This window comes from Pseudomonas sp. DNDY-54 (assembly GCF_019880365.1).
GTDB lineage: Bacteria > Pseudomonadota > Gammaproteobacteria > Pseudomonadales > Pseudomonadaceae > Stutzerimonas > Stutzerimonas stutzeri_P.
This window is the reverse complement of record NZ_CP082271.1, coordinates 3089441-3112823: the sequence shown is the minus strand read 5'-3', so window position 1 is coordinate 3112823 and position 23383 is coordinate 3089441. Positions and strand designations below refer to the sequence as shown.

At 57.2% G+C, this 23383-nt stretch carries 26 protein-coding genes and 2 pseudogenes; 8 read left to right on the top strand and 20 right to left on the bottom strand.

All coding sequences use genetic code 11. The features are described from left to right. Nucleotides 1-141: 141 nt before the first annotated feature. Nucleotides 142-362: pseudogene (locus tag K4O48_RS14355) on the bottom strand (hypothetical protein); the annotation flags it as partial. Continuing rightward, nucleotides 359-997, bottom strand: a complete 639-nt coding sequence (gene parA, locus K4O48_RS14350; RefSeq protein ID WP_222909074.1) for a ParA family partition ATPase — start codon at nt 995-997, stop codon at nt 359-361. The pseudogene K4O48_RS14355 and the gene parA, both read right to left, overlap by 4 nt. Before the next feature lie 1142 nt (nt 998-2139). Between parA and K4O48_RS14345 the strand changes: the two genes are divergently transcribed. Then, nucleotides 2140-2706, top strand: a complete 567-nt coding sequence (locus K4O48_RS14345; protein WP_070885539.1) for a sce7726 family protein — start codon at nt 2140-2142, stop codon at nt 2704-2706. Here the strand turns inward: K4O48_RS14345 and K4O48_RS14340 are convergent. The 6 genes from K4O48_RS14340 to K4O48_RS14315 all read right to left on the bottom strand — a co-directional run bounded on the left by K4O48_RS14340 (nt 2681) and on the right by K4O48_RS14315 (nt 7991). After that, nucleotides 2681-3763 (bottom strand): beta family protein, encoded by a 1083-nt coding sequence (locus K4O48_RS14340; RefSeq protein WP_222909073.1) that lies wholly within the window; start codon nt 3761-3763, stop codon nt 2681-2683. The two genes, K4O48_RS14345 and K4O48_RS14340, sit on opposite strands and share 26 nt — an antisense overlap. Continuing rightward, the gene (locus K4O48_RS14335; protein WP_083329777.1) at nt 3756-4619 is read right to left on the bottom strand and encodes an ImmA/IrrE family metallo-endopeptidase; all 864 of its coding nucleotides are present in this window, start codon (nt 4617-4619) and stop codon (nt 3756-3758) included. The genes K4O48_RS14340 and K4O48_RS14335 overlap by 8 nt, the downstream gene beginning before the upstream one ends. Continuing rightward, nucleotides 4619-5251 carry a hypothetical protein gene (locus K4O48_RS14330; RefSeq protein WP_222909072.1) on the bottom strand — a complete coding sequence of 211 codons (633 nt, stop codon included), beginning with the start codon at nt 5249-5251 and terminating at the stop codon, nt 4619-4621. Before K4O48_RS14330 ends, K4O48_RS14335 begins: the two co-directional genes overlap by 1 nt. Nucleotides 5252-5636: 385 nt before the next feature. Next, nucleotides 5637-6005, bottom strand: a complete 369-nt coding sequence (locus K4O48_RS14325; RefSeq protein ID WP_236101311.1) for a DUF6527 family protein — start codon at nt 6003-6005, stop codon at nt 5637-5639. Nucleotides 6006-6079: 74 nt separating this feature from the next. Beyond that, the gene (locus K4O48_RS14320; protein WP_260523637.1) at nt 6080-7225 is read right to left on the bottom strand and encodes a ThiF family adenylyltransferase; all 1146 of its coding nucleotides are present in this window, start codon (nt 7223-7225) and stop codon (nt 6080-6082) included. A 16-nt stretch (nt 7226-7241) separates the two neighbouring features. Next, nucleotides 7242-7991 carry a multiubiquitin domain-containing protein gene (locus K4O48_RS14315; protein ID WP_222909070.1) on the bottom strand — a complete coding sequence of 250 codons (750 nt, stop codon included), beginning with the start codon at nt 7989-7991 and terminating at the stop codon, nt 7242-7244. A gap of 81 nt (nt 7992-8072) precedes the next feature. Here K4O48_RS14315 and K4O48_RS14310 point away from each other — a divergent pair, with 81 nt between their 5' ends. Then, the gene (locus K4O48_RS14310) at nt 8073-8573 is read left to right on the top strand and encodes a helix-turn-helix domain-containing protein (protein ID WP_260523636.1); all 501 of its coding nucleotides are present in this window, start codon (nt 8073-8075) and stop codon (nt 8571-8573) included. 13 nt (nt 8574-8586) lie between these two features. Continuing rightward, entirely contained in the window at nt 8587-9462 is an 876-nt protein-coding gene (locus tag K4O48_RS14305) for an ImmA/IrrE family metallo-endopeptidase (RefSeq protein WP_070885536.1), read from the top strand. A gap of 182 nt (nt 9463-9644) precedes the next feature. Here the strand turns inward: K4O48_RS14305 and K4O48_RS14300 are convergent, their stop codons facing one another. From K4O48_RS14300 to K4O48_RS14290, 3 genes are all read right to left on the bottom strand, one after another. Then, a complete protein-coding gene (locus K4O48_RS14300) occupies nt 9645-9941 on the bottom strand; it encodes a LasR-specific antiactivator QslA (protein ID WP_222909069.1) in 297 nt (98 codons plus the stop codon). Further along, nucleotides 9938-10207: a hypothetical protein gene (locus tag K4O48_RS14295; RefSeq protein ID WP_222909068.1), complete on the bottom strand. Its 270-nt coding sequence runs from the start codon at nt 10205-10207 to the stop codon at nt 9938-9940. Before K4O48_RS14295 ends, K4O48_RS14300 begins: the two co-directional genes overlap by 4 nt. A 693-nt stretch (nt 10208-10900) precedes the next feature. Then, on the bottom strand, nt 10901-11734 hold the full coding sequence (locus K4O48_RS14290; protein WP_222909067.1) for a DUF1206 domain-containing protein: 834 nt from the start codon (nt 11732-11734) through the stop codon (nt 10901-10903). 195 nt (nt 11735-11929) lie between these two features. On the opposite strand from K4O48_RS14290, the gene K4O48_RS14285 reads away from it, so the two are divergent. Together K4O48_RS14285 and tadA are read left to right on the top strand one after the other, a co-directional pair. Continuing rightward, on the top strand, nt 11930-13300 hold the full coding sequence (locus K4O48_RS14285; protein ID WP_222909066.1) for a multicopper oxidase family protein: 1371 nt from the start codon (nt 11930-11932) through the stop codon (nt 13298-13300). 61 nt (nt 13301-13361) lie between these two features. Beyond that, nucleotides 13362-13880: a tRNA adenosine(34) deaminase TadA gene (gene tadA / locus K4O48_RS14280; RefSeq protein ID WP_222909065.1), complete on the top strand. Its 519-nt coding sequence runs from the start codon at nt 13362-13364 to the stop codon at nt 13878-13880. A 13-nt stretch (nt 13881-13893) separates the two neighbouring features. On the opposite strand, the gene K4O48_RS14275 is transcribed toward tadA, so the two are convergent. Continuing rightward, a complete protein-coding gene (locus K4O48_RS14275) occupies nt 13894-15003 on the bottom strand; it encodes an ABC transporter ATP-binding protein (protein WP_222909064.1) in 1110 nt (369 codons plus the stop codon). After that, on the bottom strand, nt 15000-15920 hold the full coding sequence (gene argF / locus K4O48_RS14270) for an ornithine carbamoyltransferase (protein WP_222909063.1): 921 nt from the start codon (nt 15918-15920) through the stop codon (nt 15000-15002). The genes K4O48_RS14275 and argF overlap by 4 nt, the downstream gene beginning before the upstream one ends. A gap of 272 nt (nt 15921-16192) precedes the next feature. On the opposite strand from argF, the gene grxD reads away from it, so the two are divergent. Beyond that, nucleotides 16193-16519 (top strand): Grx4 family monothiol glutaredoxin, encoded by a 327-nt coding sequence (gene grxD / locus K4O48_RS14265; RefSeq protein WP_222909062.1) that lies wholly within the window; start codon nt 16193-16195, stop codon nt 16517-16519. A 242-nt stretch (nt 16520-16761) separates the two neighbouring features. On the opposite strand, the gene bfr is transcribed toward grxD, so the two are convergent. Beyond that, a complete protein-coding gene (gene bfr / locus K4O48_RS14260) occupies nt 16762-17232 on the bottom strand; it encodes a bacterioferritin (protein ID WP_222909061.1) in 471 nt (156 codons plus the stop codon). 198 nt (nt 17233-17430) lie between these two features. Continuing rightward, complete coding sequence (locus K4O48_RS14255; protein WP_222909060.1) at nt 17431-17649, bottom strand: bacterioferritin-associated ferredoxin; 219 nt, start codon at nt 17647-17649, stop codon at nt 17431-17433. 156 nt (nt 17650-17805) lie between these two features. Between K4O48_RS14255 and K4O48_RS14250 the strand changes: the two are divergent. Together K4O48_RS14250 and K4O48_RS14245 are read left to right on the top strand one after the other, a co-directional pair. Continuing rightward, nucleotides 17806-17973: pseudogene (locus K4O48_RS14250) on the top strand (phospholipase D-like domain-containing protein); the annotation flags it as partial. A 202-nt stretch (nt 17974-18175) separates the two neighbouring features. Next, complete coding sequence (locus K4O48_RS14245; protein ID WP_222909059.1) at nt 18176-18718, top strand: YaeQ family protein; 543 nt, start codon at nt 18176-18178, stop codon at nt 18716-18718. A 48-nt stretch (nt 18719-18766) separates the two neighbouring features. Here the strand turns inward: K4O48_RS14245 and K4O48_RS14240 are convergent, their stop codons facing one another. The 5 genes from K4O48_RS14240 to K4O48_RS14220 all read right to left on the bottom strand — a co-directional run bounded on the left by K4O48_RS14240 (nt 18767) and on the right by K4O48_RS14220 (nt 23277). Further along, a complete protein-coding gene (locus K4O48_RS14240) occupies nt 18767-19984 on the bottom strand; it encodes an NRAMP family divalent metal transporter (RefSeq protein ID WP_222909058.1) in 1218 nt (405 codons plus the stop codon). Between the two features lie 109 nt (nt 19985-20093). Then, complete coding sequence (locus tag K4O48_RS14235) at nt 20094-20891, bottom strand: putative hydro-lyase (RefSeq protein ID WP_222909057.1); 798 nt, start codon at nt 20889-20891, stop codon at nt 20094-20096. Between the two features lie 24 nt (nt 20892-20915). Next, nucleotides 20916-21830 carry a biotin-dependent carboxyltransferase family protein gene (locus tag K4O48_RS14230; RefSeq protein WP_222909056.1) on the bottom strand — a complete coding sequence of 305 codons (915 nt, stop codon included), beginning with the start codon at nt 21828-21830 and terminating at the stop codon, nt 20916-20918. Beyond that, complete coding sequence (gene pxpB, locus K4O48_RS14225) at nt 21827-22531, bottom strand: 5-oxoprolinase subunit PxpB (protein ID WP_222909055.1); 705 nt, start codon at nt 22529-22531, stop codon at nt 21827-21829. The genes K4O48_RS14230 and pxpB overlap by 4 nt, the downstream gene beginning before the upstream one ends. Further along, nucleotides 22528-23277: a 5-oxoprolinase subunit PxpA gene (locus tag K4O48_RS14220; RefSeq protein ID WP_222909054.1), complete on the bottom strand. Its 750-nt coding sequence runs from the start codon at nt 23275-23277 to the stop codon at nt 22528-22530. Before K4O48_RS14220 ends, pxpB begins: the two co-directional genes overlap by 4 nt. Nucleotides 23278-23383: the final 106 nt, after the last annotated feature.

The following is a 23383-nucleotide window of genomic DNA, read 5'->3' as shown; positions in this document are numbered from 1 at the left end:
TGCAGACACGTTGTCGGACGTGTTGTAGACCAGCTGCGGTGGCGGCGTTGCGAGCGTTGCCCAACCCATGGCGAATATGCTGCCTGCGGGCAGTGTCAGCGGTCGCCATGTCTGGTAAGTACCTATGCGTAATGACAAGGCCTGTTGCATCAGGAACTCGCGCAGCATTTCCGCATGGTCACGCCGGGGGCGAAGGCCGTCAGCTTGAGGTGCGTGCGTAGCGCCTGCGTCACATCTAGTGTAAGCCGAGTGCTGTAGCGCTCGACACTTCCGTTGTTGATGACTGCGCCTTGGCGTATCCAGGCTTCGGCCTGGGGATCTGCCAGTGGACGTGCACCGATACCGATGCGCTTGCTTCTCATGGCGACCACCTCAGCAACTCGTCGACCAGGCTGCTGACCTCGCGTGCAGCAGCGCTATCCGGTGCCAGTTCGCGTGCCAAGCGACCGGCTGCCACGCTCTCGGCGAAGACGATGCGTTGGCGCACTTCGGCCTGCAGTGCCGGTAGCGGTTGGTCGGCCAAGGCGCCGCGCGCTTCGCGGCCGATCACCGTGGTGCTGACGCGGCGGTTGATGGCAAATGCCGCGCGCAGCGTGGGCCTGAACACCTGCGCCTCGCGGATCAGGTTGACCATCTCCGCGCTGGCCCATAGGTCGTAGGGGCTGGGCTGCACCGGGATCAACACGCGATCTGCCGCCAGCAACGCGGAGCGGGCGAGGGCGGCGATGCGCAATGGCCCGTCAATGATCACGTGATCGGAGCGAAGAGCCAGCTCCGGGGCTTCCTGATGCAGCGTCTCGCGCGCCAGGCCGACGGCGCTGAACAATCTTGGCAAACCTTGCTGGCTGCGCCGCTGCGTCCAGTCCGGCGCCGAGCCCTGCGGGTCGGCATCGAGCAGGATGACGTTCTGCCCGCGCAGGGTCAGTTCGCCGGCGATATGGGTGGCCAGGGTGGTCTTGCCCACCCCGCCTTTCTGGTTGAGCAGGGCGACGATCATGGCCGGATCCCCCGGCCAGACTGCCCCGATTAGCACCTGTTCACACACAGGCGCTGCCCCAATAACAAGTTAGAGTTTTTAAGTTAGTTAAGTTAAGGGAAGCTGTAAGCCCCGCCAGCCGTGGCCTGCAGCGGAGTTCATGCGCCTAATAGCACGAGGGTGATGCGCCTGATAGCACGTGCCGGCGTGCGCCGGATGTTTCAGCGGTTTCCGAGGCAGGAGAGGGCGTCGCTCCGAAGCTGGGCGCAGGCGGCTCCAGATAATCTCGCCGAGGGGATGCGTTGCGATCTGCGGCGCGTCGTCCTCTTGCTGGTGTTAGCGCCGATGGTCGCCCCCGGGTCTGTGCGCGTTTGCAGGGAACGGCCTAGGAGCGCGTTGAAACGCTTCAGATGACTTGGGGGGCGCAGATGGGGTAAAGCGGCTGGAGCGTTCTAAGGGGCTCTGGAGGCGTTTCTAGCCGCTGTCGGTAAGCGTAGCTCAAGGGTGAACAGGCGGGCCTCACTGGTAGACCCTGGCCTGTTCGTGTGCGAGCTCGCGTCTCGCAGTCTCGCCCAATGGGCGGTACGCGGCTTGTGTGGCTGCAGTCTCCGAAGGTGCAGTTCTACGGCTTTCTGCAAAACCGGAAAACCGCATCGGCGGATTTCCGTAAATCCGTAAAAGCGCAGATCCGCTTCCCCACCAATCCGTAAATCCGTGGATACGTATCGACGGATTTGTGCAAAACCGTAAGACCGTAACGGTCTCAATCAACTGGCAGCTTAATGCGGTTGCTCCAGGCTGATTGCCGGGTGCGCGCGCCTGAGCATCAGCCTTTCGGGTGGGGGCGCGCGGCAGTGTGCTTTGGCCTCGATGCTCTCCCTGTATGAAACGCTTCATGGCTAGCCCTGCTGAGTTTGACTCCATCAAATCACAGCAAGGTCGATGCCAACGCTTTTACACGGCCTGGGCCAAAAGGGCGCTGACAGAAATGCTTACGCATAGGTATGGAGGGGGCGCCCCAAGGGCGATTGATTTCGCATTGCTGCCTGTTGGCATCGATGAAAGACCCGCGGCATGAAGCAGGCCACATCTTCGTTGTCGATTTATCTATATTGCATGTGTAAAATAAAAGTTTACAAGCTTTACAGTGGAGCATTTATTGCATGCTTAAAGATGCTGAGATTCGAAATGCGCTAGTGCAGCATCTGAATACTAGGTCTCCTCGACCGACCCATGTGTTGCAAGAACTTCATGTGCACAATGGAAATGCTGTTGCGGACGTCGTCGCATTTTATAAGCAAATGCACTGCTACGAGATCAAGGGTGAAACTGATAGCATTCAGCGAATACTAAAGCAAGCGGAAGTATTCTCTCACTCCTTCCCCAAACTTACGCTAGTGCTTACCACTAAACATGTTCGCTGGGCGCTGCGGAACCTTCCTGAATACTGGGGTGTTTTGGTTGCGCAGGATAAGGGCGACCGAGTCATATTTAGATATGAACGCAAAGCATCCAATAATCCTGACTTCGTCACCAACAAGGCGCTCATGATGCTTTGGCGTCAGGAGCTTCTCGACGTTTCCGAGAGGATGGGAGTGATACAGAAGAAGTCCGGCAATCGAAATGACTTCGCAAAGAACCTAGGGTCCATTGTCAATAAGAGCGACGCCTTGGCGCAGATCCAAAGCGCCATTCTAAACCGAACTAACGCTTCCTTACGACAAACGTAATGTGAGCTGAGAGGGTTGCTTTTATCCAGCTACCAGGCGAACCACCCTTCTTAGGGCGTCGCGCACTCAGATTACTCCTTGTGTGTATATACTTGTCGCCATCTGAATGCCCGGCTCCACAAAAATAGGGCTTGCTTACTATGTTGTCCGCAATATCGAAATATTGGCCGTACCCCTTGGCATGACCTTGAAACTGCCCTCCGCGCTCAGCATAAAACTCCCCTTTCGTTGTATAAAAAACTTTAGGGGCCATAAATTTAGGCATTAACTCGACAGGTAAATCCGCCTCTGAAAACTCAGGGCTAACTACCCCATAGTCACCGTAATTAATTCCTGAAAGTGCCGGAATGGCTGTCAACTTCCTCCAAAGCTTATCCTCTAACCTTTCAACCATCATTGTGGTTTTGGTTTTCATTAGCTTTGTAATGTTTGCAGGGATCACCGATCCAACAACTATGTAATGATTAATCGAAAATTGCTGGCTGCATTGGTTGTAGAATTTTTCAATCGAAGCTTTAAGATCGTCAACGTCCTCGTGACTTTCAATCATCCTGCAGTCGAAAATGAGATAGGTGGTCGTCACGCCTGCCTCAGTCGCCTCAGACAAAATCTGAGCCAATTTCAGCTTAAGCAAATTGAAGCTTTGAAAATCCTCAGTTTGCAGTCGGATTCCTAATCTGCTGCACTTTCGCTTGCAGTATTCAATAGCTGCGACGTTGTGATCCGGCGCCCGATCAAAAGCAACAATAGGTATAATGTTGTAAGTCTCAAGCTTGCCGAGTATATATCGGTACTGCTGGGTGCCGCCCAAAAGTACGCTGTCATCAATATCAAAGTTATCTATGAAGAATTTTAGATTCGGGATCTTTCTTGAATGAGCAGCTAACTGCTTCTCGCCCTTGCTTAGCCTATTTAGTATATCTAGTTCAGTGTCTTGTTTTTTTTCTTTAGGTATATCAAAAAGCGGCAAAGTAAAGCCCTGTATGTCAGGATATATGGAAAATACCGCTTGGATCTCATTTTGCTTAAACTTCAGAAACGGAGCGTATTTATACATCCGCAAACCCCAAAAGTTTTTTGACGTCCACTGTACGATGACGGCGGGGATAGAGCTTGTAGTCTTTGGCAGCAAACCTTATTAAGCCTGCGACAATATCTGGATGAACCCCAAGATCCGCACACGTTTTCTCTAGCTGGGATTCGCTGTGACGATTTTCATATAGAACGCGCCACTCACGACGCGGGACAAAGCATTCTCTAGCAAATGCGTTCGCCTCTGCCTCTATGTCATCTGTTACAGCTTCATCTAAGTCATCTACGATTGGAGTATCAAGATGATCATCATGGAGGCAAAGATGTGCGAGCTCATGCACAAGGGTGAACCAAAAATTGTCGTAACGATTGTATCGAAGCGTAATCCCAATCATTGGCCGAGAGTCTGGCAACTTTAGTGCGCAGCCGTCCATTTTCATCGAGGTATAACCGGGCTGAACTATCAAAGCCACACCATGCTGTTCAGCTAGAATATCTGGCAGCCTAGCAATGTTCTCCGGCTTCAGGCTTAATCGTATAATGTTACCGATATCGTCCTGAGAGATACCTTTGTATTCCGCAGCCATCGTAAGTGAAAGCCGCTTTGCCATCGTGATAGAGGACGAAAGCCAAGCTTGGACTTTTGTTTCGTGTGCCTGGGGGTTCTTTCTATATAGAACGCCGGCCACCTCAGTCGACTGAAACGCGAGCATTGCCAAATACTCTTGCCTCGACATATTCGCCGGCTTTCGCGAATCGATGTCTTTACCTGAAAGCTCTTCGCTAAAGCGCTTAAATGCCTCAAACAATGGTTGGGGTGACGTTTCGGAGCTTGGGATTATGGGGGCGTCATCCCAAGGAGAGAAATTACCCTCGCTCATCACGCAGCTCCTTGCGCTATTGACCGAGCTACTGGCTCTGTTGCTTCAAAATACCGAAGATTCTGGTAAGCGGCATCAATCCCATAATCTGTCATTTGCAGGCTTCGGTAGTAACCTTCCGATGAAGGCAAAGAATGAAGCGAGAATCCAGGGCGATATCCTAAGACATTAATTGAATAATTTATTGCATGAATCAATAGCTTCGTACCAACCCCATCGAAGCGCCGAGCATAACCATTCCTTCTCCGATTCCAATATGCAACAGCAAGGTAATCGACATAGAAAATTCCCGCATTATCCACCCGGCTTTCTTTGGGGTGTTTGATAATACATGCGGCCTGGACTTTACCGTCCGCCATTAAATAAAACCAAAAATATTCAGCAGAGTTACACTGCCGGGCTTTTTGAGCCCATGCCCAGTGATAGTCATTTAACTGATAGGTATTAAGCAGCTCATCCCATTTAGCAGGATCGTCCAAGGCGCCTGGATTCTCTGCGATCAGTTGCCCGAAGAGCCTTGCTTTCTCCTCGCCCCAATCCACGTCAAGGCTGACCGTCGTGCGGAGATCAATGCCATCGGAGATGGTGTACGGGATGTCTTTACCCGTGTGGAGGCACTTCAATGTTGGCATGCTGCGGCCTTACATCCTTGATTGGCTCTTTGAACAAATATAGCAAATTGCTAGCAGTCAGCAAGATACATATGAAACTCGCACGCAACTCATTATTTTCATGGAATTTTTTATGAAAAACTGTGCTGGTTTTTTGGAGAATAGCGCGCGGTAGGCGGTTGACCTCATACAAATTCGATCACTCCGCATTATCACTTGAGTATGCTTGGCGCGCTCTGGATGCTTTTGGTAACGATAAGCCTTCTCATCCAGTAAATCAGAGTCTTAAGTCATCGGCACAGCAGTCCAAGCAGAGCTCGCTTGGCGGAATGGCGTCGGCCCCTCAGTCAACTGCTGAAGAGTTTCCCCGTTCTTTTCAAACGTAGATTTCCGATGCTTCATCCCATCACAACCCAAGCCGGCTTTTGAGCCGATCAAACCAAGTCGCGGCCTTAGGCTCTACCTGAGGATCTACCCACTCCGACTGACCTGCGTCCTCGCCCTTAGCCCGAGCTGCTTGGTGCAGTACCTTCGCTCGAAGGTCTCGATTGCGAACTGCATTGACTGCCTCTTGGGACATATCGCCAGCCCAAACAATCCGGCCTGATCGTAGCCAATAGTGTGATCGGCAGCGGAACGACCAATTTCCTATCGAGGGCTTCAGCGAAACCGACTCACCATCAAAGGACATCTGCCAGTCAGTCGGAGAGAACGGCGTTATTACCTTGTTTCCGCAACCACACGCACACAGATGCACTGCAGTAGCGAACTCCATTGCGAGGTAAATCTCACCAGGCTCGAGCCTCTCCGGGAAATGCTCTACAAACTGCGGGGTGAGGCGACGAATTGTCATAGCCTCTCCTCGCTGTTACCCATTTCGTTCAGGTTGGTCGAATAGGTGATGTGACTAGCCTGACTGTTATCGGAGTAGAAGCCGCAGAGTCGCTTCCAAACCCCAATGGCTAGCATCGCGTTATGGCCGTTCAGATCAGCGATCTGGATGTTCGAGCGGTAGATATCCTCAGCGTCATTTTCGGTTAGCGGCATCGTCCGGTCAGCATGATCATGGTGCTCAGGAGTAAGTGCGCTCACCCGGCACGTCCCCCAAATCTGCTGCGTCTCGCCAACCAAATGAACGCCCATGCCTACATCGATCAGAGTGGTCTGTGTCCCCTTGAGCTCCTTCACCACCAGCTTGCGTGCCTTGGTGTTGTCGACGCACAGGAACACATAGTCAAAGACACGAAGCTCACCCACATTGTCCGCAGTGATCATGCACGCGTGAGGTGTGATATGGCGGTGCATTTCGCTGTAGACCTCATACAGGTACTCCACCTTCGTAATACCCCGCTCCAGCACCGCGAACGGCACAGCCCCGGGGAAACGAAACGCGTTGTGCTGCTGTAGGGCATCGCCGTCATACAGGTGGATCTCAGCCACAGGCGTCTTCGCCACCTGATCCACGATGTACGCACCTGTACCGCCCAATCCCACAATCGCAATTTTCAGCCGTTTGAGCTTCTCGGTAGGCATACCGATACCTGCTCGCGCAGAGGCTGTATCGGTATATACAAACACCGACTCATCCGCGTCCGACCGGATGGGCGAGAAGGTTTTTGCGGTGACATCCTTGTCGAGAGCATTGGCTGGGCCAGACAGCATGGCCACGTACAGCGACACCTTCTCGTAGTAGTTCGCGTAATTTCCAGTGCGAGGCTTGGCAGAGAAGTAGTGGTTCACCGTCAACTCGGGCAGCAGCTGCTGCTGGTTGCTGTTGTTGATGATCTGCTCGAGTGGTCTCCCCTGTGAGTCACAGGGGATTTCGCCAATGAAATATGCAGTGTGGTCGCCGGGGCTCTCTGCCACATCAGCAGTGAGGTTGAGCGTCATGACCAGCACGCCTTTGCAGACCTGGCGCTGCGCATTCACGTAGGGAACCTCGCGAACCAGCAGGTAAGAACCCATGACTTCGAGGTTGTACCCTTCATTGCGCAAGCGCAGGAGCTGCGGACTACGACTTATCAGTTGGTGTGACATTGAAGTGCATCCCCTTCTTGATACGGACGATCTGGCCTTCAACCAGGTTGGTAAGCGAGTTGCCTTCAAAGCCCTTGGCGTAGGTCACCGTGAACTGAGCATTGGGCGACGGCACCGCGTCGGGATAGGCAAGGCGTACCACCTCCCAGTAGCTGAGGTAGCGGGAGTGGACGAAGGCAGGCAGGGTGTTCACGAAGACCTTGATACTGATCTCGACTGCAGCGAAGTGCTCCACCCCCGGGCGAGCCAGGTCAAACAGCTCATTGTCTTCAACCAGCTCATCGTCCTCGCCGGGGATCACCAGGAAAACCTCATATTTATGAGCGTCGACGCCTGCGAGGTGCTTCAGAGTGCGGCCTGAAATGCGCTGGCCTCCCCAGTCCTGCGAGCGACCATCGATGAAGAAGCGGAACGAGCGGTCGCTCTTGAATGCCAGGAATTTCTCGATCCCTGCCTGGCGCAAATCGGTCGTCTCGCTCGGGCTGAGCAATTCGAGATGGCCATTGGCATACATCTGGTAGAGCAGGTACTCGCCGACTGGGCGCAGTCCCGCTGCTTCCAGTACCTGTTGCCCGGTCGGAACTGGATCAGTGATCACCAAAGGCCGGTAGTCCAGGTTCTCATTACCCACCTGGATTTTGTAAGGCCCGTGCTCGCGAACTTCGCGGCCAACCGATACAGCGGCGGCCACGTCCTCCACGTCGAGATCGTTCAACTGAGTCATGGTAAAGCCCTCTTGCATGAGTTAGACGCCGCGTTGTCTGTCTGGACAACACAGCCGCCCATAAAAACGACCCGTAGGTCGTTGTCCGGCCAGACAACAGTGGACTTCAAAAAAAAGCCGCTTATCATGGAGCATGAAACGCAGCTGTTGTCTGGTTGGACAACAGACTACTCCCGCCTTCGCGGGCAATGCAAGCGGTTGGAGAAAAAAATGGATTTGGCGGGGTTCATCGCAGCCATGCGTGAACGGCAAGAGCTGAGCTTTCGTGAGCTGGAGAAGCGCGCAGGCGATCTAGATCACGCGTACATCTGGAGACTAGAAAAGGGTAGTAAACAGGCCCCTTCCGACGACGTCGTATCCCGATTGGGCCAGGCTCTGGGGTTGGGGCATCGCGAGGCTGAGGTGTTTAAACTGCTGGCAAAGCCTGTAACCCTCGACGACGCGCTCTACCGCCTGATGATGTCTCGTGAAGACATCCCTTGGGAGGACTTCGAGGACGTTGCAACCATGAGCTTCCGAGGTGAGCGACCTAACACAGAGGAAGCTTGGCTCAAGCGGATCGAGCTCATTCAACAGATGTAGAGCGAGGATTTTCATGGACGAAAACATTGCGGTCGCTCGGGCTCGAAAGCTCTTGAAAGATGCGGGTATCACAACGGTGCCTGTCGATGTGGAAGCCCTCGCTTCATTTCTGGATATTCGAGTTGCTCGGACGGAGATGGCAGAGGGTGAAGCCGGCTGCACCGTTGTTCGCCGTGGAAAGACCTGTATCTGGGTCAATCAGGATGACAGCCCCCTCCGTCAGAGATTTACGATCCTTCATGAGATCGCCCACCACGTCCTCGAACTCAAATCCAACCATGAAGAAAAGGTTCCAGCTGCTGAGCTGGAACACTTTACTGGCCGCCCTCCTGAAGAGGTGCTTTGCGACATTTTTGCCGCTGAGTGCTTGGTGCCCTGGGGAGTGATTCAGCCTCTTGCTGAAGAGAAAGACTTCACGCTTGAGCATCTAGCGGAACTGGCTGAACAGTTTCAGGCGTCCCGATCATGCGTCGCCTCCAGATTTGCTCAAGCCTCTGGAGCCCACCTAGCGTTTGTGGTGGCCGAGGAAGGAGTCGTCAAATACGCCATCACCTCGAAGGCACTGAAAGAGGCTCGAGTCTGGATATCTAGGGACATTCCATTGCCCAAGAACTCCGCAGCTGCAAAGGCTTTCATGTCCGGAGCCAGTGGCTTTCACGAAGCGGATGCTGAGGGCCTGGACTGGAGCAACAGTGATGATGCCCGACGATTTGCCTGCTATGAGCAAACCACCTACCACGCCCCCACTAAACAGACTCAGTCCATCCTCATTTTCGAGGAACTCGAGCAGCGCCCAGCATCCAGCGGAAATCGCCGTATCCAGGATGACCGCGATGACCTGCTAGAAGAACTCGACGGCTATCCTGGATGGTCGAAGCCTCGGTACTAACCCTTTCTAAGCTAGGACTTAGTAGCCCCCTAAGGGCGCCAAACTTCATCACTAGTACTAGAAAAAGCGGCTGCTTTTGGCCGTTCTCTGCCTGTTCTAGGGAGCCCGCGTTATGGGGGCCAAAATTTGACGGCATGTGACGGTTAGCGCAAGCCGGCAAGGCCGGCTGGCGAACATCAGCTTTACCGCTCCAAGGAAAGGGGTTTAGCCGACTGGCCGCAGCACCTGGGTGAGCATATGCGCTGGTGGACGCGGCTGAGGAAGCCCACTTCAAAGGCTCTTCGTTCTATCGCACATGCTAGTAAGTCGCGCTCGGCGATCATGACTGCCCAGAGCCAACCACTGCGAGCATTATCCAGCCAGCTCTGGGCCAGCATTGCGCCCTGATTGAACGCCTCCTTGCAGTCGGTGGCCCAGGTAATTTCCACACCTGGGTGGCCGTCGTGAGGTGGAAGGCAGGTCATTACACCTTTGCTCATCTCGCCCCCCCTCGCGCCTCGGATAGGGCGCGACGATAGAGCACGACCATCTCATCGAGCAGATCCAGAGCTGAGTAAGCAGCGATCCGCACGCGCAGATCATCCGGCTGCAACCCATCGGGTTCGGCCAACTGATCCAGCAGATTGCCGAGCATGACGCCGCGCAGTTCAGCGGCAGCTTCAGAGGGTAGGGTAGAGCGTTCGGATTCATGCAGCGGGCTTCGCTGCAGCGGGAAAGGTACAACGCAGGATTCGAACTCAGCCATGGCGCACCTCCGGGTCAGAGGTGGACAGCAAGACCTGAAGCCCAAGGCGGAGCTCTCGGGTAAAAAAGGGGTAGCGCATTTTCCTTGTGCTCCTCAGACGATTAAGGAGCCGTCACCCGCCGTTGTCACTCGGATATGGGTGGCGGACCGTGCGGGGGTGACAAACCGGCGTCCGAGGGAACCGGCCAGGCAAAAGCCTGCCCCACACGGCCCGCCATAGAAGTTAAGCAACCAAGCAATCGTATTGCTGGCTACCTAAGCTATGGCGCTACCGCGCCTCGAACGAATCAGGTTGTCACACCCGGTCGTGGGATTTACCACGACGGGCGCACTCTAGCCCGAGGGTTTCAGGATGGCAACCTACTGTGGCGTAGGTGAGATTGAAGACGGGCAACACCTCGGCCCTGATTCAGCGACGGCATGTTCGGGTTCGTCTCGGGGGCGGCTTGCGGATAATATGTAGGCTGATTGATGATGGCGTTGCCAGATCCGTCGCCCCGCAAATCGATCTATCTCTCGCCTTAGTAAAGCTCTGCGCGATTGACGGTAGAAGTGGCGGTAAGGCCCATGTCAATTTCAGCCAGTCCCTTAAGCCAAGCGGGTTCGGGCGGCTTGTTGATGATCGAGTGGGAATGATCCGTTAGGCTGTCCTTGAAAAGCCCCGGTTATACGGGGCTTTTTCTTATCGGATCGTTAATGCATGACCGCTGGCGTGTCGATACGGCGCCAAATTGCTTCTGAAAAACTGTACATCGCGAACGCCACCAATCCCAGGCCGACCAGCGATAGCCAGAAGGTGCCGAAGGGCAGATTCAGCAAGGCATTCAAAGCGTCTTCCAACCCTGGCGGGTCGGTTGGCTCGTAGCGGCTACCGCCTGTAAAGAGCATGCCGGCGACGACCAGAAAGGCGACGCCGCGGGCAATCAGACCGGCACGAGAAATCGGGCGAACCCATTTCATAACGTGCTCAGAGGCGTAAAAATATTTTTCGAACTTGGCTTTCCAACCCTTAATGATGTGGGCAATACCGACACCAAGCGGCACCAATGCGACGAGGTAGATCAGGTAGTTTGAATATTTCCAGCCGAGCAGACCGGATAGAAAATCTCCTCCACCTGCGCCGCCACCGCCGCCCGAACTGCCAATCGAGCTGCCAAGCAGGCCAAGGGTGAACAGTGCTAGCAGCGTGTAGCTAACGGCACTGCCTATCAGTCCTGCTCGGATCAACAAGCCTTTGGCATCAGTACCGTGCCCTTCTGGGTCAGTAATTGCCTGAGTCACCCGCCATGCCACGTAGGCCACGAGGCCGACGACCATGATCCACAGCAAGGTCTCGCCGAAGGGTTGCCCTAACAATTCCTGTATGGCGCCCTTGGTTCCAACGGTTTTACCGCTGCCGACGCCGGCCATGAAGGCAAACGCGCCGATGATCAGATAGACAACGCCTCGTGCGGCGTAGCCGCCGCGAGCGAGCCAAGTGATGCCTCGGCTGACTTCGCCCTTGGCATGGGCTGCGGTGGTCTGCATGGGGCCTCCTGTCAATTTGTGAAATGTCAGTTCAGTAGACGGGGGCGGGCGAAGAGGGTTCGCTTCGATCTATGCGCGGTCTGGAATCTGGCGTCTGTACGAGCTTTGAGAAAGCTGTAGGATGGCGTAAATGCGATTTATTCCTTTTTCGCTGCGAAGCTCTGATTGGCTCGCGGCTGGTTTTTGAGAGTCACCATGTCGTTTACCCGAAGGAAACTGTTGGCGGGCCTCGCAGGTTTGAGTGTGCTGGGTGCCGTCGGCGGGGGCGCGCGCTACTGGCTGGGACGCCCGGCCAACGCGGTCAGCCATGACTACGAACTGATTGCTGCACCGGTGGACGTCGAGCTGATCGCCGGGCACAAGACACCTGCCTGGGGTTATGGCGGTCAGGCGCCAGGGCTCGAGCTGCGGGCGCGGCAGGGCGATTGGCTGCGAGTGCGCTTTATTAATCACTTGCCGGAACCGACCACCATCCACTGGCATGGCATTCGTCTGCCATTGAATATGGATGGCGTGCCCTACGTGTCACAGCTACCCGTGCTGCCGGGCGAGTCCTTCGACTATATGTTCCAGCTGCACGATGCGGGCAGTTTCTGGTATCACCCGCATACCACCAGCGCTGAGCAACTGGGCCGCGGTCTGGTCGGGCCGTTGATCGTCGACGAGCGTGAGCCGAGCGGTTTCCGTCATGAGCGAACACTCAGCCTCAAGAGTTGGCATGTGGACAAGGAGGGCGCTTTCACAGCGTTCAGCGTTCCGCGTGAGGCGGCTCGCGGCGGGACGCCCGGCGTTCTCTCGACCGTTAACGGGGAGCACGCACCGACGCTTGAGTTGCCGGCCGGAGAGGTTGTACGGCTGCGTATCCTCAACCTCGATAACACCCTGACGTATCGACTCAATCTTCCAGACGGCAACGCACGGCTCTATGCCCTTGATGGCAATCCGATCACGCCGCGTCCGCTGGGCGAAGAATATTGGCTCGGGCCGGGTATGCGTGTGGACCTGGCGTTGAAGGTACCGCCGCCAGGGGAAGCGCTATCGCTGCGCAACGGACCGTTGCGGCTGGCAACCCTTGCATCGGTTGGCGCTGATGAAAGTGACGGAACTTGGCCGGCTCCGCTGCCCGCCAATCCAATTGCTGAGCCTGATCTGCAGCAAGCGGAGACGTTGCGCTTCAACTTCGAATGGGCCGGTGTGCTATCCAGTGAGGCCGGGCAGGGTGAAGGCTTCACCTTTTGGCAGATCAATGGCCAGGCCTGGGATATCAACGACAAGACCTGCGCGGAGCGGCCTATCGCAACATTGAAGAAGAATGGTCACTACATCTTCGAACTGCGCAACCTCAGTCAATACCAGCACCCTATCCATTTGCACGGCATGACCTTCAAGGTGATCTCGTCCAATCGGAAGAAGATCGAGCCCTGGTTCACCGATACCTACCTGCTAGGCAAGAATGAGACCGCAAGAATCGCTCTGGTAGCGGATAATCCCGGTGTCTGGATGTTTCATTGTCATGTCATCGATCACATGGAAACCGGTCTGATGGCCGCCATAGAAGTTGTCTGACGGTGCGGGACGCAAGCTGAGCAGGAGTAAAGCGAGTGGGACAGGTAGAGTTGGCTCTGGCATGAAGAAGCCCGTGATCATTGATCGTTCCCGTGACGAAGACTTCATGCATGAGGCGCTGGTGCTGGCAGCTGAGGGCGCGCGCCTTGGGGAGGTGCCAGTAGGCGCCATCGTCGTGCAGAACGGCGAAATCATCGGTCGTGGCTTCAATTGCCCGATTTCCCTCCACGACCCCAGCGCTCACGCCGAAATGGTGGCGATTAGGGACGCCGCGCTGCGGGTGCAGAATTATCGACTACCGGGCAGTACGCTGTACGTGACGCTGGAACCCTGCAGCATGTGCGCGGGCTTGATCGTCCATTCGCGCATTCAGCGCGTTGTTTTTGGCGCTCCGGAGCCCAAAGCCGGCGTTGCGATCAGTCGTGGCCAGTTCTTTTCCCAGGAGTTTCTCAACCACCGTGTGTTGGTCGAGGGCGGTGTGATGTCACAAGCATGCAGCGAGGTGCTGAGCGACTTCTTTCGGATGCGCCGCCTCAAAAACCGTAACGGCGATGTGTTGCAGGGGTCGGCAGAGGGCTAGCTGGCGTCAGCGTTCAAACGTTACTGCTGTAGCGCCGCACGCCCGTTTCCGGCAACTTTACATGAGCCGCGACGCTGCCTTGTGCAGGGAATACCACGAGATGGTCAGCGGCGATTCCGATTCCGACCTGCTCACCGGTAGGGTAGTCAGCATGGCTGGGGAAAATACCCTCGAGCTGATTCCCGGTCGGCAACTGAAGGCGATACAAGGTCGAGGCCCCTAGGAACGTCTTGCCGACGATGAGCGCCTTGAGCGCACTTTGCGGCGAATAAATGATGTCGTCGGGACGTAGTAGCACATCCACCGAGCTGCCGGCCGGCATGGTGTAGGCGCGGTTGCCGCGGATGACTCCCAGCTCTGTCTGTACCGTCTCTGGGTCAAGTAACTGACCGCGAATGAAGTATCCCTGACCGATGAAACTTGCGACAAACGGCGTGAGCGGCTCGTGATAGAGATTGTAAGGCGTGTCCCACTGCTCTAAACGACCATCTTTGAACACGCCGACCTGGTCGCTGACAGCGAAGGCCTCTTCCTGATCATGGGTAACGAGAATCGCGCTTGTTCCGCGCGCCTTGAGGATCTCGCGGACCTCATGGCTCAGGCGTCGCCGCAGGTCGCCATCGAGGTTCGAAAACGGCTCGTCGAGCAACAGTAGCTCCGGCTCTGGAGCGAGCGCGCGTGCAAGGGCGACACGCTGCTGCTGTCCGCCAGAGAGCTCATGCGGATACCGCTTGCCTAATGGCGACAGGTGCACCAGTTCGAGCATCTCTCGTACGATGCGTTGGCATTGCGGATGTTTGCGGATGCCGAAGGCGATGTTTTCTGCGACCGTCAGATGGGGGAACAGCGCATAGTCCTGAAACACCATGCCGACCCGGCGCTTTTCCGGCGCCAGTGTGAAACCTCGTCGCGAAAGAACCGCGTCGCCCAGTTGGATCTCGCCGGCATTGACGTGCTCAAAGCCGGCAATGGCCCGTAGCGTCGTGGTCTTACCGCACCCCGATGGCCCCAGCAGACACCCGATATCGCCGCGATTGAGGTGCAGGTTGAGATTCTGCACGACACTCTGTCCGCCATAGCCGCAGTCGAGATCGCGCAGATGCAGGAGCGGTTCGTGGCTCATGCGTGGTGGTAGGCCGGCTCGACAAGAAACTCAAGCAGAGCTTTTTGTACATGCAGACGGTTCTCGGCTTGTTGCCAAGCGACCGAGCGCTTGTCATCGAGCAGATCGTCGCTGATCTCCTCGCCCCGGTGAGCGGGAAGGCAGTGCATGAACAACACGTCTTCCGCGGCCACGTCGAGCAGGGCGCGGTCGACCTGATAGGGCCGGAAGGTGGCCATACGTGCTGCGACTTCGTCTTCCTGGCCCATCGAGGCCCATACATCGGTGCTGACGAGGTGGGCTCCGTTTACCGCCTCGCGCGGGTCTCGGAATATCTGAACGCGATCCCCGGCAAGCGCCAAGAGATCGCTCTCTGGTTCATACCCTTCAGGGCAGGCAACACGGAGCTGGAAATCGAACTGGATGGCAGCCTCCATGTAGGAATTGCACATGTTGTTGCCATCACCGACCCAGGCTACCGATTTCCCGGCGATGCTGCCGCGCTGTTCGTGGAACGTTTGCATGTCAGCCATCAGCTGGCATGGGTGCAGATCATCGGACAGCCCGTTGATCACCGGTACTGACGAATGGGCGGCGAACTCGGTAAGCGTCGCGTGTGCAAAGGTCCGAATCATGATCGCATCGAGCATGCTGGACATAACGATGGCGGAGTCGCTGATTGGCTCGCCGCGCCCAAGCTGGGTGTCGCGAGGCGAGAGAAAGATGGCCTGGCCGCCGAGCTGAATCATGCCGGCTTCGAAAGATAGCCGAGTGCGCGTCGAGGCTTTCTCGAAAATCATACCAAGCACTCGGTTTTTCAGCGGCTCGAACAGAATGCCGCGCTCGCGCAGATCCTTCAGCTCGATGCCGCGACGCACCAGGCCGAGTAGCTCCTGGGGCGTGCAGTCCATCAGTGAGAGAAAGTGCCTTGCGCTCATATCAACTACCTTTATTGCCGCAATCGAGGCCGGAGGTTTTCGATGAGAAAAAGGGGGCCTACGACAGGGGGTCGCACGAAAAGCGACGAAACGGGAAAGGCGAGATCTTATCCAGAAGCCTTCGTGGGCGCAAATCGGCCGCGGCGCTTATAAATCGGCCCCATGGTGGCCGCATGCAAGGAAGGCAGGGGATAAAAGCCGAGCCGCCGACTCGGCTTTTATAGGGTTGATCCTGTACAATGCGCGTCAACCGTGACTAGCCGAGGTGCCCAATGGATATCATCGAAACCATCAAAGAGCAGATCGAAAAGAACCCGGTCTTGCTGTACATGAAAGGCTCGCCCAATGCGCCGCAGTGCGGGTTTTCCGCCCGCGCGACACAGGCTGTGATGGGCTGCGGCGAGAAGTTCGCCTACGTCGACATTTTGCAGAATCCTGAAATCCGCGCCAACCTTCCCAAATACGCTAACTGGCCAACCTTTCCACAGCTGTGGGTTGATGGTGAGCTGGTTGGCGGCAGTGACATCATTCTTGAGATGTTCGAGAAAGGTGAACTGCAGCCGCTGATCAAGGACGCCGTGCAAAAAGCCGGTGCCTGAGCTCAATCAGTTGGATCCAAACCCGCCTAATGGCGGGTTTTTTTGGCGAATTCATTCTTAACCTCAAGCGGTCCGTGCTTTGTCCACGCTTAGCTCGTCTGAATGACTGTCTAGCTTTCAGACGCAAAGCGAGTGCTCTGCAAAGCGAGAAATCAGCCAATAAACCGATAGTCCTGGCCAACGGCGCTATCCAGAAACGATAACGGGAGCCAATGGCTCCCGTTTTTCTGCACCCAGATCGATCAGCTGTCCATCTGTGACTGCAGGTAATTCTCCATGCCGACCTTGTCGATCAGGCTCAGCTGGGTTTCAAGCCAGTCGATGTGTTCCTCTTCGGACTCGAGAATATCCTCTAGCAATTCGCGGGTTCCGTAATCACCGACGCTCTCGCAATAGGCGATCGCAACTTTTAGATCCTGCACGCCGCCTTGCTCGAGTTTAAGGTCGCAATCGAGCATTTCCCGCGTGTTTTCGCCAATTAGCAACTTGCCGAGGTCCTGCAGGTTGGGCAGCCCCTCGAGGAAGAGAATGCGCTTGATCAGCTTGTCGGCATGCTTCATCTCGTCGATGGATTCATCGTATTCATGCTTGCCGAGCTTGCCGAGGCCCCAATCTTCATACATCCGCGCATGCAGAAAATACTGATTGATGGCGACCAGTTCATTGCCAAGGATCTTGTTGAGGTGCTGGATGACTAGCTTGTCGCCTTTCATGTCGGGGTGTCCTGCGTCGAACCGTGTATTTGATGCAAGCAGTCTGGCCACGAACCTGTGGGCTGTCAAACCTAAGTCGTTGAATGCAAAAGGGTAAAGCTGAATGAGAATACGTCGGTTCCGCGCCTTGCTAGCAACGCTTTGATTTCAGGCATAAAAAAGCCGGGCGTCAGCCCGGCTTCCAGAATGCTGCCCTAATCAGGCGGGAACAAAACTGACCGGAGGGGCAAAGGACGCCTGTGCACTCTGCACGTTCGTGAGCGTTTCGCGAACGACCTGCTTGGCTACGCATGCGCATTTGCCGCACTGGCTACCAACGCCGGTGGCTTCGCGTACCTCACGATAGCTGCAGCAACCTTCATAGATCGCTTCACGGATCTGACCGTCAGTGACGCCCTGGCAGAGACACACGTACATACGAAACACCCGTTGGGTCTGTGATGTCGAGATGCTAAACAGAATGAGAATGATTGTCAAAGTTCGTTCGTCGCCTCGTTTGGTGTTTATGGCGTGCAGTAGTCGACGCCAGCGTGTAACGGCCTGAGCGACCATGCCGCACGGTCTAGGCGGTGCTTCGCGTTATTTGACGGGCGCCTGCTACTCAACGGCAGTTTCAGCTGCACCCGTAGCGCGACCACCAGCAATGAAGAAAATCTGCTGGTGATCAATCACCCCCAATTGCTGGCCGATTACGCGCGAGAATTCGAGAGCCTCTGGGCGCGCTATGCGGATAATTGTTGATCGCTGCCCACTGGCGGCGACCAGCGTGTCCCTTACGCTCTCCGTTGCCGAGCGCCCGTGACAGGGGCCAGGCGGCGCTTTATAAGGGCCGGGCGGGGAAGGGCGCAATGACGGGGCATGCCAAATGCCAACCTGGTCTCTCTCGGGCTCAAGGCGCCATAATTCTGTAGACTCTTCGCCTTTCGTTCGCCGGATGCCCGCCATGGCGCTGCAAGCCACTCCTTACAAAGTTGAAATCAATCTTACCGATCTCGATCGTCATGTTTATCAGGATCTGCGCTTCACCGTGGCTCGTCATCCATCGGAGACTGAAGAGCGGATGGTCGCGCGGCTGATCGCCTACATACTCTGGTATGGCGAGCAATTGGCCTTCGGCCGCGGTCTGTCGGACGTCGATGAGCCGGCGTTGTGGGAGAAGAGTCTGGACGATCGTGTGCTGCACTGGATCGAAGTGGGCCAGCCCGACGCTGAGCGGATCACCTGGTGTTCGCGCCGTGCCGAGCGTTTCAGTCTGGTGGCCTACGGCAACCTTCGCGTCTGGCAGACGAAGGTGCTCGACAGCGTGCGCAGTCTCAAGAAGATCAATGTTGTCGGCGTTGGGCAGGAAGCGCTGGAGACCGTGGCTCGAGACTTGCCCCGCTCGATCAACTGGAGCGTAATGGTCAGCGAGGGCGCACTGTTCATTACCGACGAGCGTGGTCAGCACGAAGTGCCGCTGGAGTGGCTGATCGGCGAGCGCGGCTAAGCGCCCAGCGATTGTAGAGGAGGGCGCCAAGGCCCTCCGCTGTTTGTGTCAGGACTGCCAGAACTGGACGAACGCGTTGAACGACATCACCACGCCCACCGCTGTGGCCACCATGGCCAACAGGCCGAACACCAGCATCCAGGTCGGGTGACGGTACTCATTACCGACGATGCTCGGCTTCTTGGCCGCCCAGAGAATGCAGGCCAGCGCAAGCGGCAGTACCAGCGCGTTGAGCGTTCCGGCCACGACCAGCACCTTTACCGGTTGCCCCACCAGACTGTAGATCAGCGTCGAGCAGGCGATGAAGGCGATGACCACCCGCTGATTGTGGCGCTGGATGCTTTCATGCAGTGAATACATGAAGCTAACGCTGGTGTAGGCAGCACCGATCACCGACGACACCGAAGCGGCCAGCAACACGATACCGAACATTTTGTAGCCGATCGTGCCCATGGAGTGCGAGAACACCGACGCTGCCGGATTGGCTGGGTCCAGGCTCAAGCCTTGGCTGACGACCCCGAGCGCGGCAAGGAAGAGGCAGATGCGCACAACGCCTGTAGTGGCAATGCCGATCACCGCTGCGCGTGTGACCACGCCGACATTCTGTACGCCGGTGATCCCCGCTTCGACCAGCCGATGCCCGCCGGAAAAGGAGATGTAGCCGCCTACCGTTCCGCCGACCAGCGTCACGATCGGGAGCAGCAGAATCAGTGGATCGTCCGGATTGAAGCTGCGACTGACCGTTTCCATCAGCGGTGGGCTGGATTGCAGCATGGCGTAGCCGATCATGCACAGCATCACCAGGCCAAGGACTTGCATCACCGAGTCCATCACGCCCTTGGCGTTGCGCAGCAGGAAGATGCCGATGATCAGCACGGCGGCGATCAACGAGCCGATCACCGGAGGCACTCCGAAAATCACGTTCATTGCCAGGCCGGCGCCACCGATATTGCCGATATTGAAGGCGATGCCGCCGAGGACGATGAACGCGGAGATCAGATGGCCCATCCCGGCAATCACCCGGTTTGCCACATCCTGGCCGCGCAGGTTTGCCACGGTAATGACTCGCCAGATATTGAGCTGAGCGCCGATGTCGATTAGTAGCGATATGACGATGGCGAAAGCGAAGCTCGCCAGGTACTTCTCGGTAAACAGAGATGTCTGGGTCAGAAAAGCCGGGCCGATCGACGACGTCGCCATGATGAAGATGGCGCCGCGCAGGACGTTGCGTTGTGACGCTGGAGTAGCACTGGGGGTGGAGTGCATCGGGATACCTTTTTTCTTGATGTTGGGGCAGGTAGGGAATGCAGCCGGGTGCGAGCCGGACTCTCGATGTAATTTTTGTTATGAGGTGCCGCGAGATCGGTATGAAGGGTCAGAGCACCCCCATTTGTTCGTCACGGATGTCGGTGATGAACATGTGGCCGGGGGAATGGGTAATGACCAGTTCGGGTTTCGCTTGCATGGCTACCGCTTGCGGCGTTACCCCGCAGGCCCAGAACACCGGGATCTCGTTCTCGCGGAGGATTGATGGTTCACCGAAATCAGGCTTGTTGAGGTCCTGGATACCGATTTGACGCGGGTCGCCAATGTGCACCGGTGCGCCGTGCACCGCCGGAAAGCGAGACGTGACCTGCACCGCGCGCACGACCTTGTCTGCCGGCATCGGTCGCATGCTGACCACCATCGGGCCACTCAGGGAGCCGGCGCTCTGGCAAGGGATGTTGGTTCGATACATCGGCACGTTGTGGCCGTCCTCGATGTGCCGCACCGGAACGTTGTTTGCCAGCAATGCGCCCTCGAAGCTGAAGCTGCAGCCGATCAGGAAGCCGACCATGTCGTTTTCCCAGAACCTCGTGATATCGCTTACTTCCTGCTCCAGCTTGCCGTGGCGATAGATCCGATATTTCGGAAAATCAGTGCGGATGTCTGCTCCAGGTGCGGCGCGCAAGGGCTCGGTGCATCCTGGGTCCGTGACATCGAGCAAGGGACAGGGCTTGGGATTGCGCTGACAGAACAGTAGGAAGTCATAAGCGAGGTCCCGGCGAACGATCATCAGGTTCGCCTGGGCAAATCCATTGGCCAGCCCTGCGGTTGGTCCGTTCAGCTCACCACTGCGGATCAACTGGCGTAGTTCGGAGGGAGGCAGATGGCGATGGGGGCTCGTATTCATGGGCTTCGCTCCGGGGTGAGTGGGTTATCGCCAGTTGGCGAGCAGCCGGCTTTGCTGACGTTGGGCCGCTTCCAGGGCAACCGGCTTCAACCGCAGGACTGTGCCCGGCATGCATTGCGCCAGACGAGCAACTGCCAAGGGCGTCAGGGCGCCAAGCCGGGGATAACCGCCGATGGTTTGCCGGTCGTTGAGCAGGACGATGGGCTGCCCATCGGGCGGCACTTGAATCGCTCCCAGCGGTACACCTTCAGAAATCATCGACTGTCGTGAACTGCGCAGCACTGGACCGAGCAGGCGGATGCCCATGCGATCGGCGCGCTGGTCCACCGTCCATTCGCTATTGAATGCATCGAACAGGCTTTGCCCGCTGAAGTCGCCGATCTGTGCGCCAAGCACCACCTGCAGCGGTTCTGACGATGACAACGGAGTGATCGAATCGGCATCCAGTTCACGCGGCCTGGGCGCCGCGCCGCTCCACTTCAGTCGATCACCCTGGGCCAGCGGCTTGCCATCGCCGTGCAGGCCGCCAAGCGCCTCGCGGCGCACCGTCGCGCAACTGTCCAGGGTCAAAGGTGCAGCAAAGCCACCCGGAGCGGCGAGATAGGCACGGACGCCTCGGCGCGGCTGGGCAAAGGTCAGGCGTTCACCCTTGCGAATGTTGAAGCTGCGTCCCGGTTCAATAGGTTGCCCATCCAGCGTGGCCGCAAGGTCCGCGCCGCACAGGGCGAGGCAGCTGTCAGCTTCGGCCAACAGGGCGAAATTCCCCAGTGTGATTTCGATGGTTGCGGCGTGCAGTTCATTGCCCAGCAGCCAGTTCGCCCATGCCTGAGAAATCCAGTCTGCTGCACCGCCCTGGGTTACGCCGAGATGACGAACACCGAACCGGCCGCCGTCCTGCAGGCTTGCCATGGCGCCGCTGCGCTCGATCAACAGGCTCATGGCGCCACCTCAAAAGGACTGTCGTCTCCGCCAAGCCGAATGAACTCGGCCCGTTCGATGGGCTGGAATCGCACGCGGTCGCCGGGTTGCCAGATGCTGTAGCCATCCAGCTCTCGGTCAAACAGCCGCGTCGGGCTGCGGCCGATGAGGTTCCAGCCCCCGGGCGATACCAGCGGATAGATAGCGGTCTGTCGATCAGCGATACCCAGACTGCCAGCCGGAACCTGCTTGCGTGGCGTTTGCAGGCGCGGGCTGGCGAGGGATTCGTCGACCAGCCCCATGAAGGCGAACCCCGGCGCGAAGCCCAGCGCAAAAACCTGATAGGTCCGGGCGCTGTGGCGCTCGATCACGCCGGAAACGCCGAGCCCGCTGCGCTGCGCCATTGCGTCGAGTTCCGGCCCGACGCTTGGGTCGTACCAGACCGGGATGTACAGCTCGCGTGCCTGAGCTCCCGCATCCGGCTGCAGGTCATGCAGCGCATCCGCTACCCGACGACGCGCCTGGTCGTCGTCCAGTTGTGCTAGGTCGTAGTGAATGAGCAGGGTGGTGTAGGACGGCACCAGATCGATCAGGGCGGCGCCGAAACATTCGCGCAGGCGCCGTGCTGCGGCCAGTAGCCAGGACATGTGAGCTTCGTCGATCTCGTCGAACAGACGCAGCATCAGGCAGTCGATGCCGACGACTTCGATACGCGCCTTCATGCCGGCAGCTTCTCGAGCGCCTGGCGGATGCGCTGCACGGCGGCGACCGAACCGGCGTTGTCGCCGTGAACGCAAAGCGTGTCGGCGCGCAGTACCAGAGCGCTGCCGTCACTGGCGGTCAGCGCTTCGCCTTTGGCCAGGCAGAGCGCCTGGGCTGCGACCGTTTCGGCATCGTGGTGTACCGCCCCGGGCAAGGCTCGGGATACCAGCATGCCGGCCGCGTCATAGGCACGATCAGCGAACACTTCGAACCACAGCATCACACCCAGTTCGTCCGCCTGCGCTTGCGCAGCGCTGTTGTCGCGTGTCGACATCAGCATCAGGGGAAGCGACGGGGAATAGGCGATAACCGCGCGCATCACTGCTCGGAGCAGTTCGGGTTTGCGCATCATGTCGTTGTAGAGCGCACCGTGCGGTTTGACGTAACGGACCTGGGTGCCCTCGGCGCGGCAGATGCCATCGAGCGCGCCTATTTGATAGAGCAGCATGTTCTCCACTTCGTCCGGGGTGCACGCCATGGAGCGTCGACCAAAGCCGACCAGATCTGGGTAGGCCGGATGGGCGCCGATCTTCACGTCATGCTGCGCCGCCAGCGCGACGGTGCGTCGCATGATCTGCGGGTCAGAGGCGTGGAAACCGCACGCTACGTTGGCGCAATCAATGAAGGGCATGACTTCGGCATCCAGGCCCATGGTCCAGGCCCCGAAGCTCTCGCCGATGTCGCAGTTGAGAAGTAGACGTTTCATACCATTCCTCGCTGAACTGCTGGCCCGGCCGGCGTGCCGGCGGGTGAGTGACATTACGATGATAAATTATCGATGATTTATCAATAAAAATTTAATGTCAGGCTTC

What these genes read in the sequence shown, in the direction of transcription:
- parA (WP_222909074.1), bottom strand. Translation starts at nt 997, where the DNA reads ATGATCGTCGCCCTGCTCAACCAGAAAGGCGGGGTGGGCAAGACCACC.
- K4O48_RS14345 (WP_070885539.1), top strand. Translation starts at nt 2,140, where the DNA reads ATGCTTAAAGATGCTGAGATTCGAAATGCGCTAGTGCAGCATCTGAAT.
- K4O48_RS14340 (WP_222909073.1), bottom strand. Translation starts at nt 3,763, where the DNA reads ATGTATAAATACGCTCCGTTTCTGAAGTTTAAGCAAAATGAGATCCAA.
- K4O48_RS14335 (WP_083329777.1), bottom strand. Translation starts at nt 4,619, where the DNA reads ATGAGCGAGGGTAATTTCTCTCCTTGGGATGACGCCCCCATAATCCCA.
- K4O48_RS14330 (WP_222909072.1), bottom strand. Translation starts at nt 5,251, where the DNA reads ATGCCAACATTGAAGTGCCTCCACACGGGTAAAGACATCCCGTACACC.
- K4O48_RS14325 (WP_236101311.1), bottom strand. Translation starts at nt 6,005, where the DNA reads ATGGAGTTCGCTACTGCAGTGCATCTGTGTGCGTGTGGTTGCGGAAAC.
- K4O48_RS14315 (WP_222909070.1), bottom strand. Translation starts at nt 7,991, where the DNA reads ATGACTCAGTTGAACGATCTCGACGTGGAGGACGTGGCCGCCGCTGTA.
- K4O48_RS14305 (WP_070885536.1), top strand. Translation starts at nt 8,587, where the DNA reads ATGGACGAAAACATTGCGGTCGCTCGGGCTCGAAAGCTCTTGAAAGAT.
- K4O48_RS14300 (WP_222909069.1), bottom strand. Translation starts at nt 9,941, where the DNA reads ATGAGCAAAGGTGTAATGACCTGCCTTCCACCTCACGACGGCCACCCA.
- K4O48_RS14295 (WP_222909068.1), bottom strand. Translation starts at nt 10,207, where the DNA reads ATGGCTGAGTTCGAATCCTGCGTTGTACCTTTCCCGCTGCAGCGAAGC.
- K4O48_RS14290 (WP_222909067.1), bottom strand. Translation starts at nt 11,734, where the DNA reads ATGCAGACCACCGCAGCCCATGCCAAGGGCGAAGTCAGCCGAGGCATC.
- K4O48_RS14285 (WP_222909066.1), top strand. Translation starts at nt 11,930, where the DNA reads ATGTCGTTTACCCGAAGGAAACTGTTGGCGGGCCTCGCAGGTTTGAGT.
- tadA (WP_222909065.1), top strand. Translation starts at nt 13,362, where the DNA reads ATGAAGAAGCCCGTGATCATTGATCGTTCCCGTGACGAAGACTTCATG.
- K4O48_RS14275 (WP_222909064.1), bottom strand. Translation starts at nt 15,003, where the DNA reads ATGAGCCACGAACCGCTCCTGCATCTGCGCGATCTCGACTGCGGCTAT.
- argF (WP_222909063.1), bottom strand. Translation starts at nt 15,920, where the DNA reads ATGAGCGCAAGGCACTTTCTCTCACTGATGGACTGCACGCCCCAGGAG.
- grxD (WP_222909062.1), top strand. Translation starts at nt 16,193, where the DNA reads ATGGATATCATCGAAACCATCAAAGAGCAGATCGAAAAGAACCCGGTC.
- bfr (WP_222909061.1), bottom strand. Translation starts at nt 17,232, where the DNA reads ATGAAAGGCGACAAGCTAGTCATCCAGCACCTCAACAAGATCCTTGGC.
- K4O48_RS14255 (WP_222909060.1), bottom strand. Translation starts at nt 17,649, where the DNA reads ATGTACGTGTGTCTCTGCCAGGGCGTCACTGACGGTCAGATCCGTGAA.
- K4O48_RS14245 (WP_222909059.1), top strand. Translation starts at nt 18,176, where the DNA reads ATGGCGCTGCAAGCCACTCCTTACAAAGTTGAAATCAATCTTACCGAT.
- K4O48_RS14240 (WP_222909058.1), bottom strand. Translation starts at nt 19,984, where the DNA reads ATGCACTCCACCCCCAGTGCTACTCCAGCGTCACAACGCAACGTCCTG.
- K4O48_RS14235 (WP_222909057.1), bottom strand. Translation starts at nt 20,891, where the DNA reads ATGAATACGAGCCCCCATCGCCATCTGCCTCCCTCCGAACTACGCCAG.
- K4O48_RS14230 (WP_222909056.1), bottom strand. Translation starts at nt 21,830, where the DNA reads ATGAGCCTGTTGATCGAGCGCAGCGGCGCCATGGCAAGCCTGCAGGAC.
- pxpB (WP_222909055.1), bottom strand. Translation starts at nt 22,531, where the DNA reads ATGAAGGCGCGTATCGAAGTCGTCGGCATCGACTGCCTGATGCTGCGT.
- K4O48_RS14220 (WP_222909054.1), bottom strand. Translation starts at nt 23,277, where the DNA reads ATGAAACGTCTACTTCTCAACTGCGACATCGGCGAGAGCTTCGGGGCC.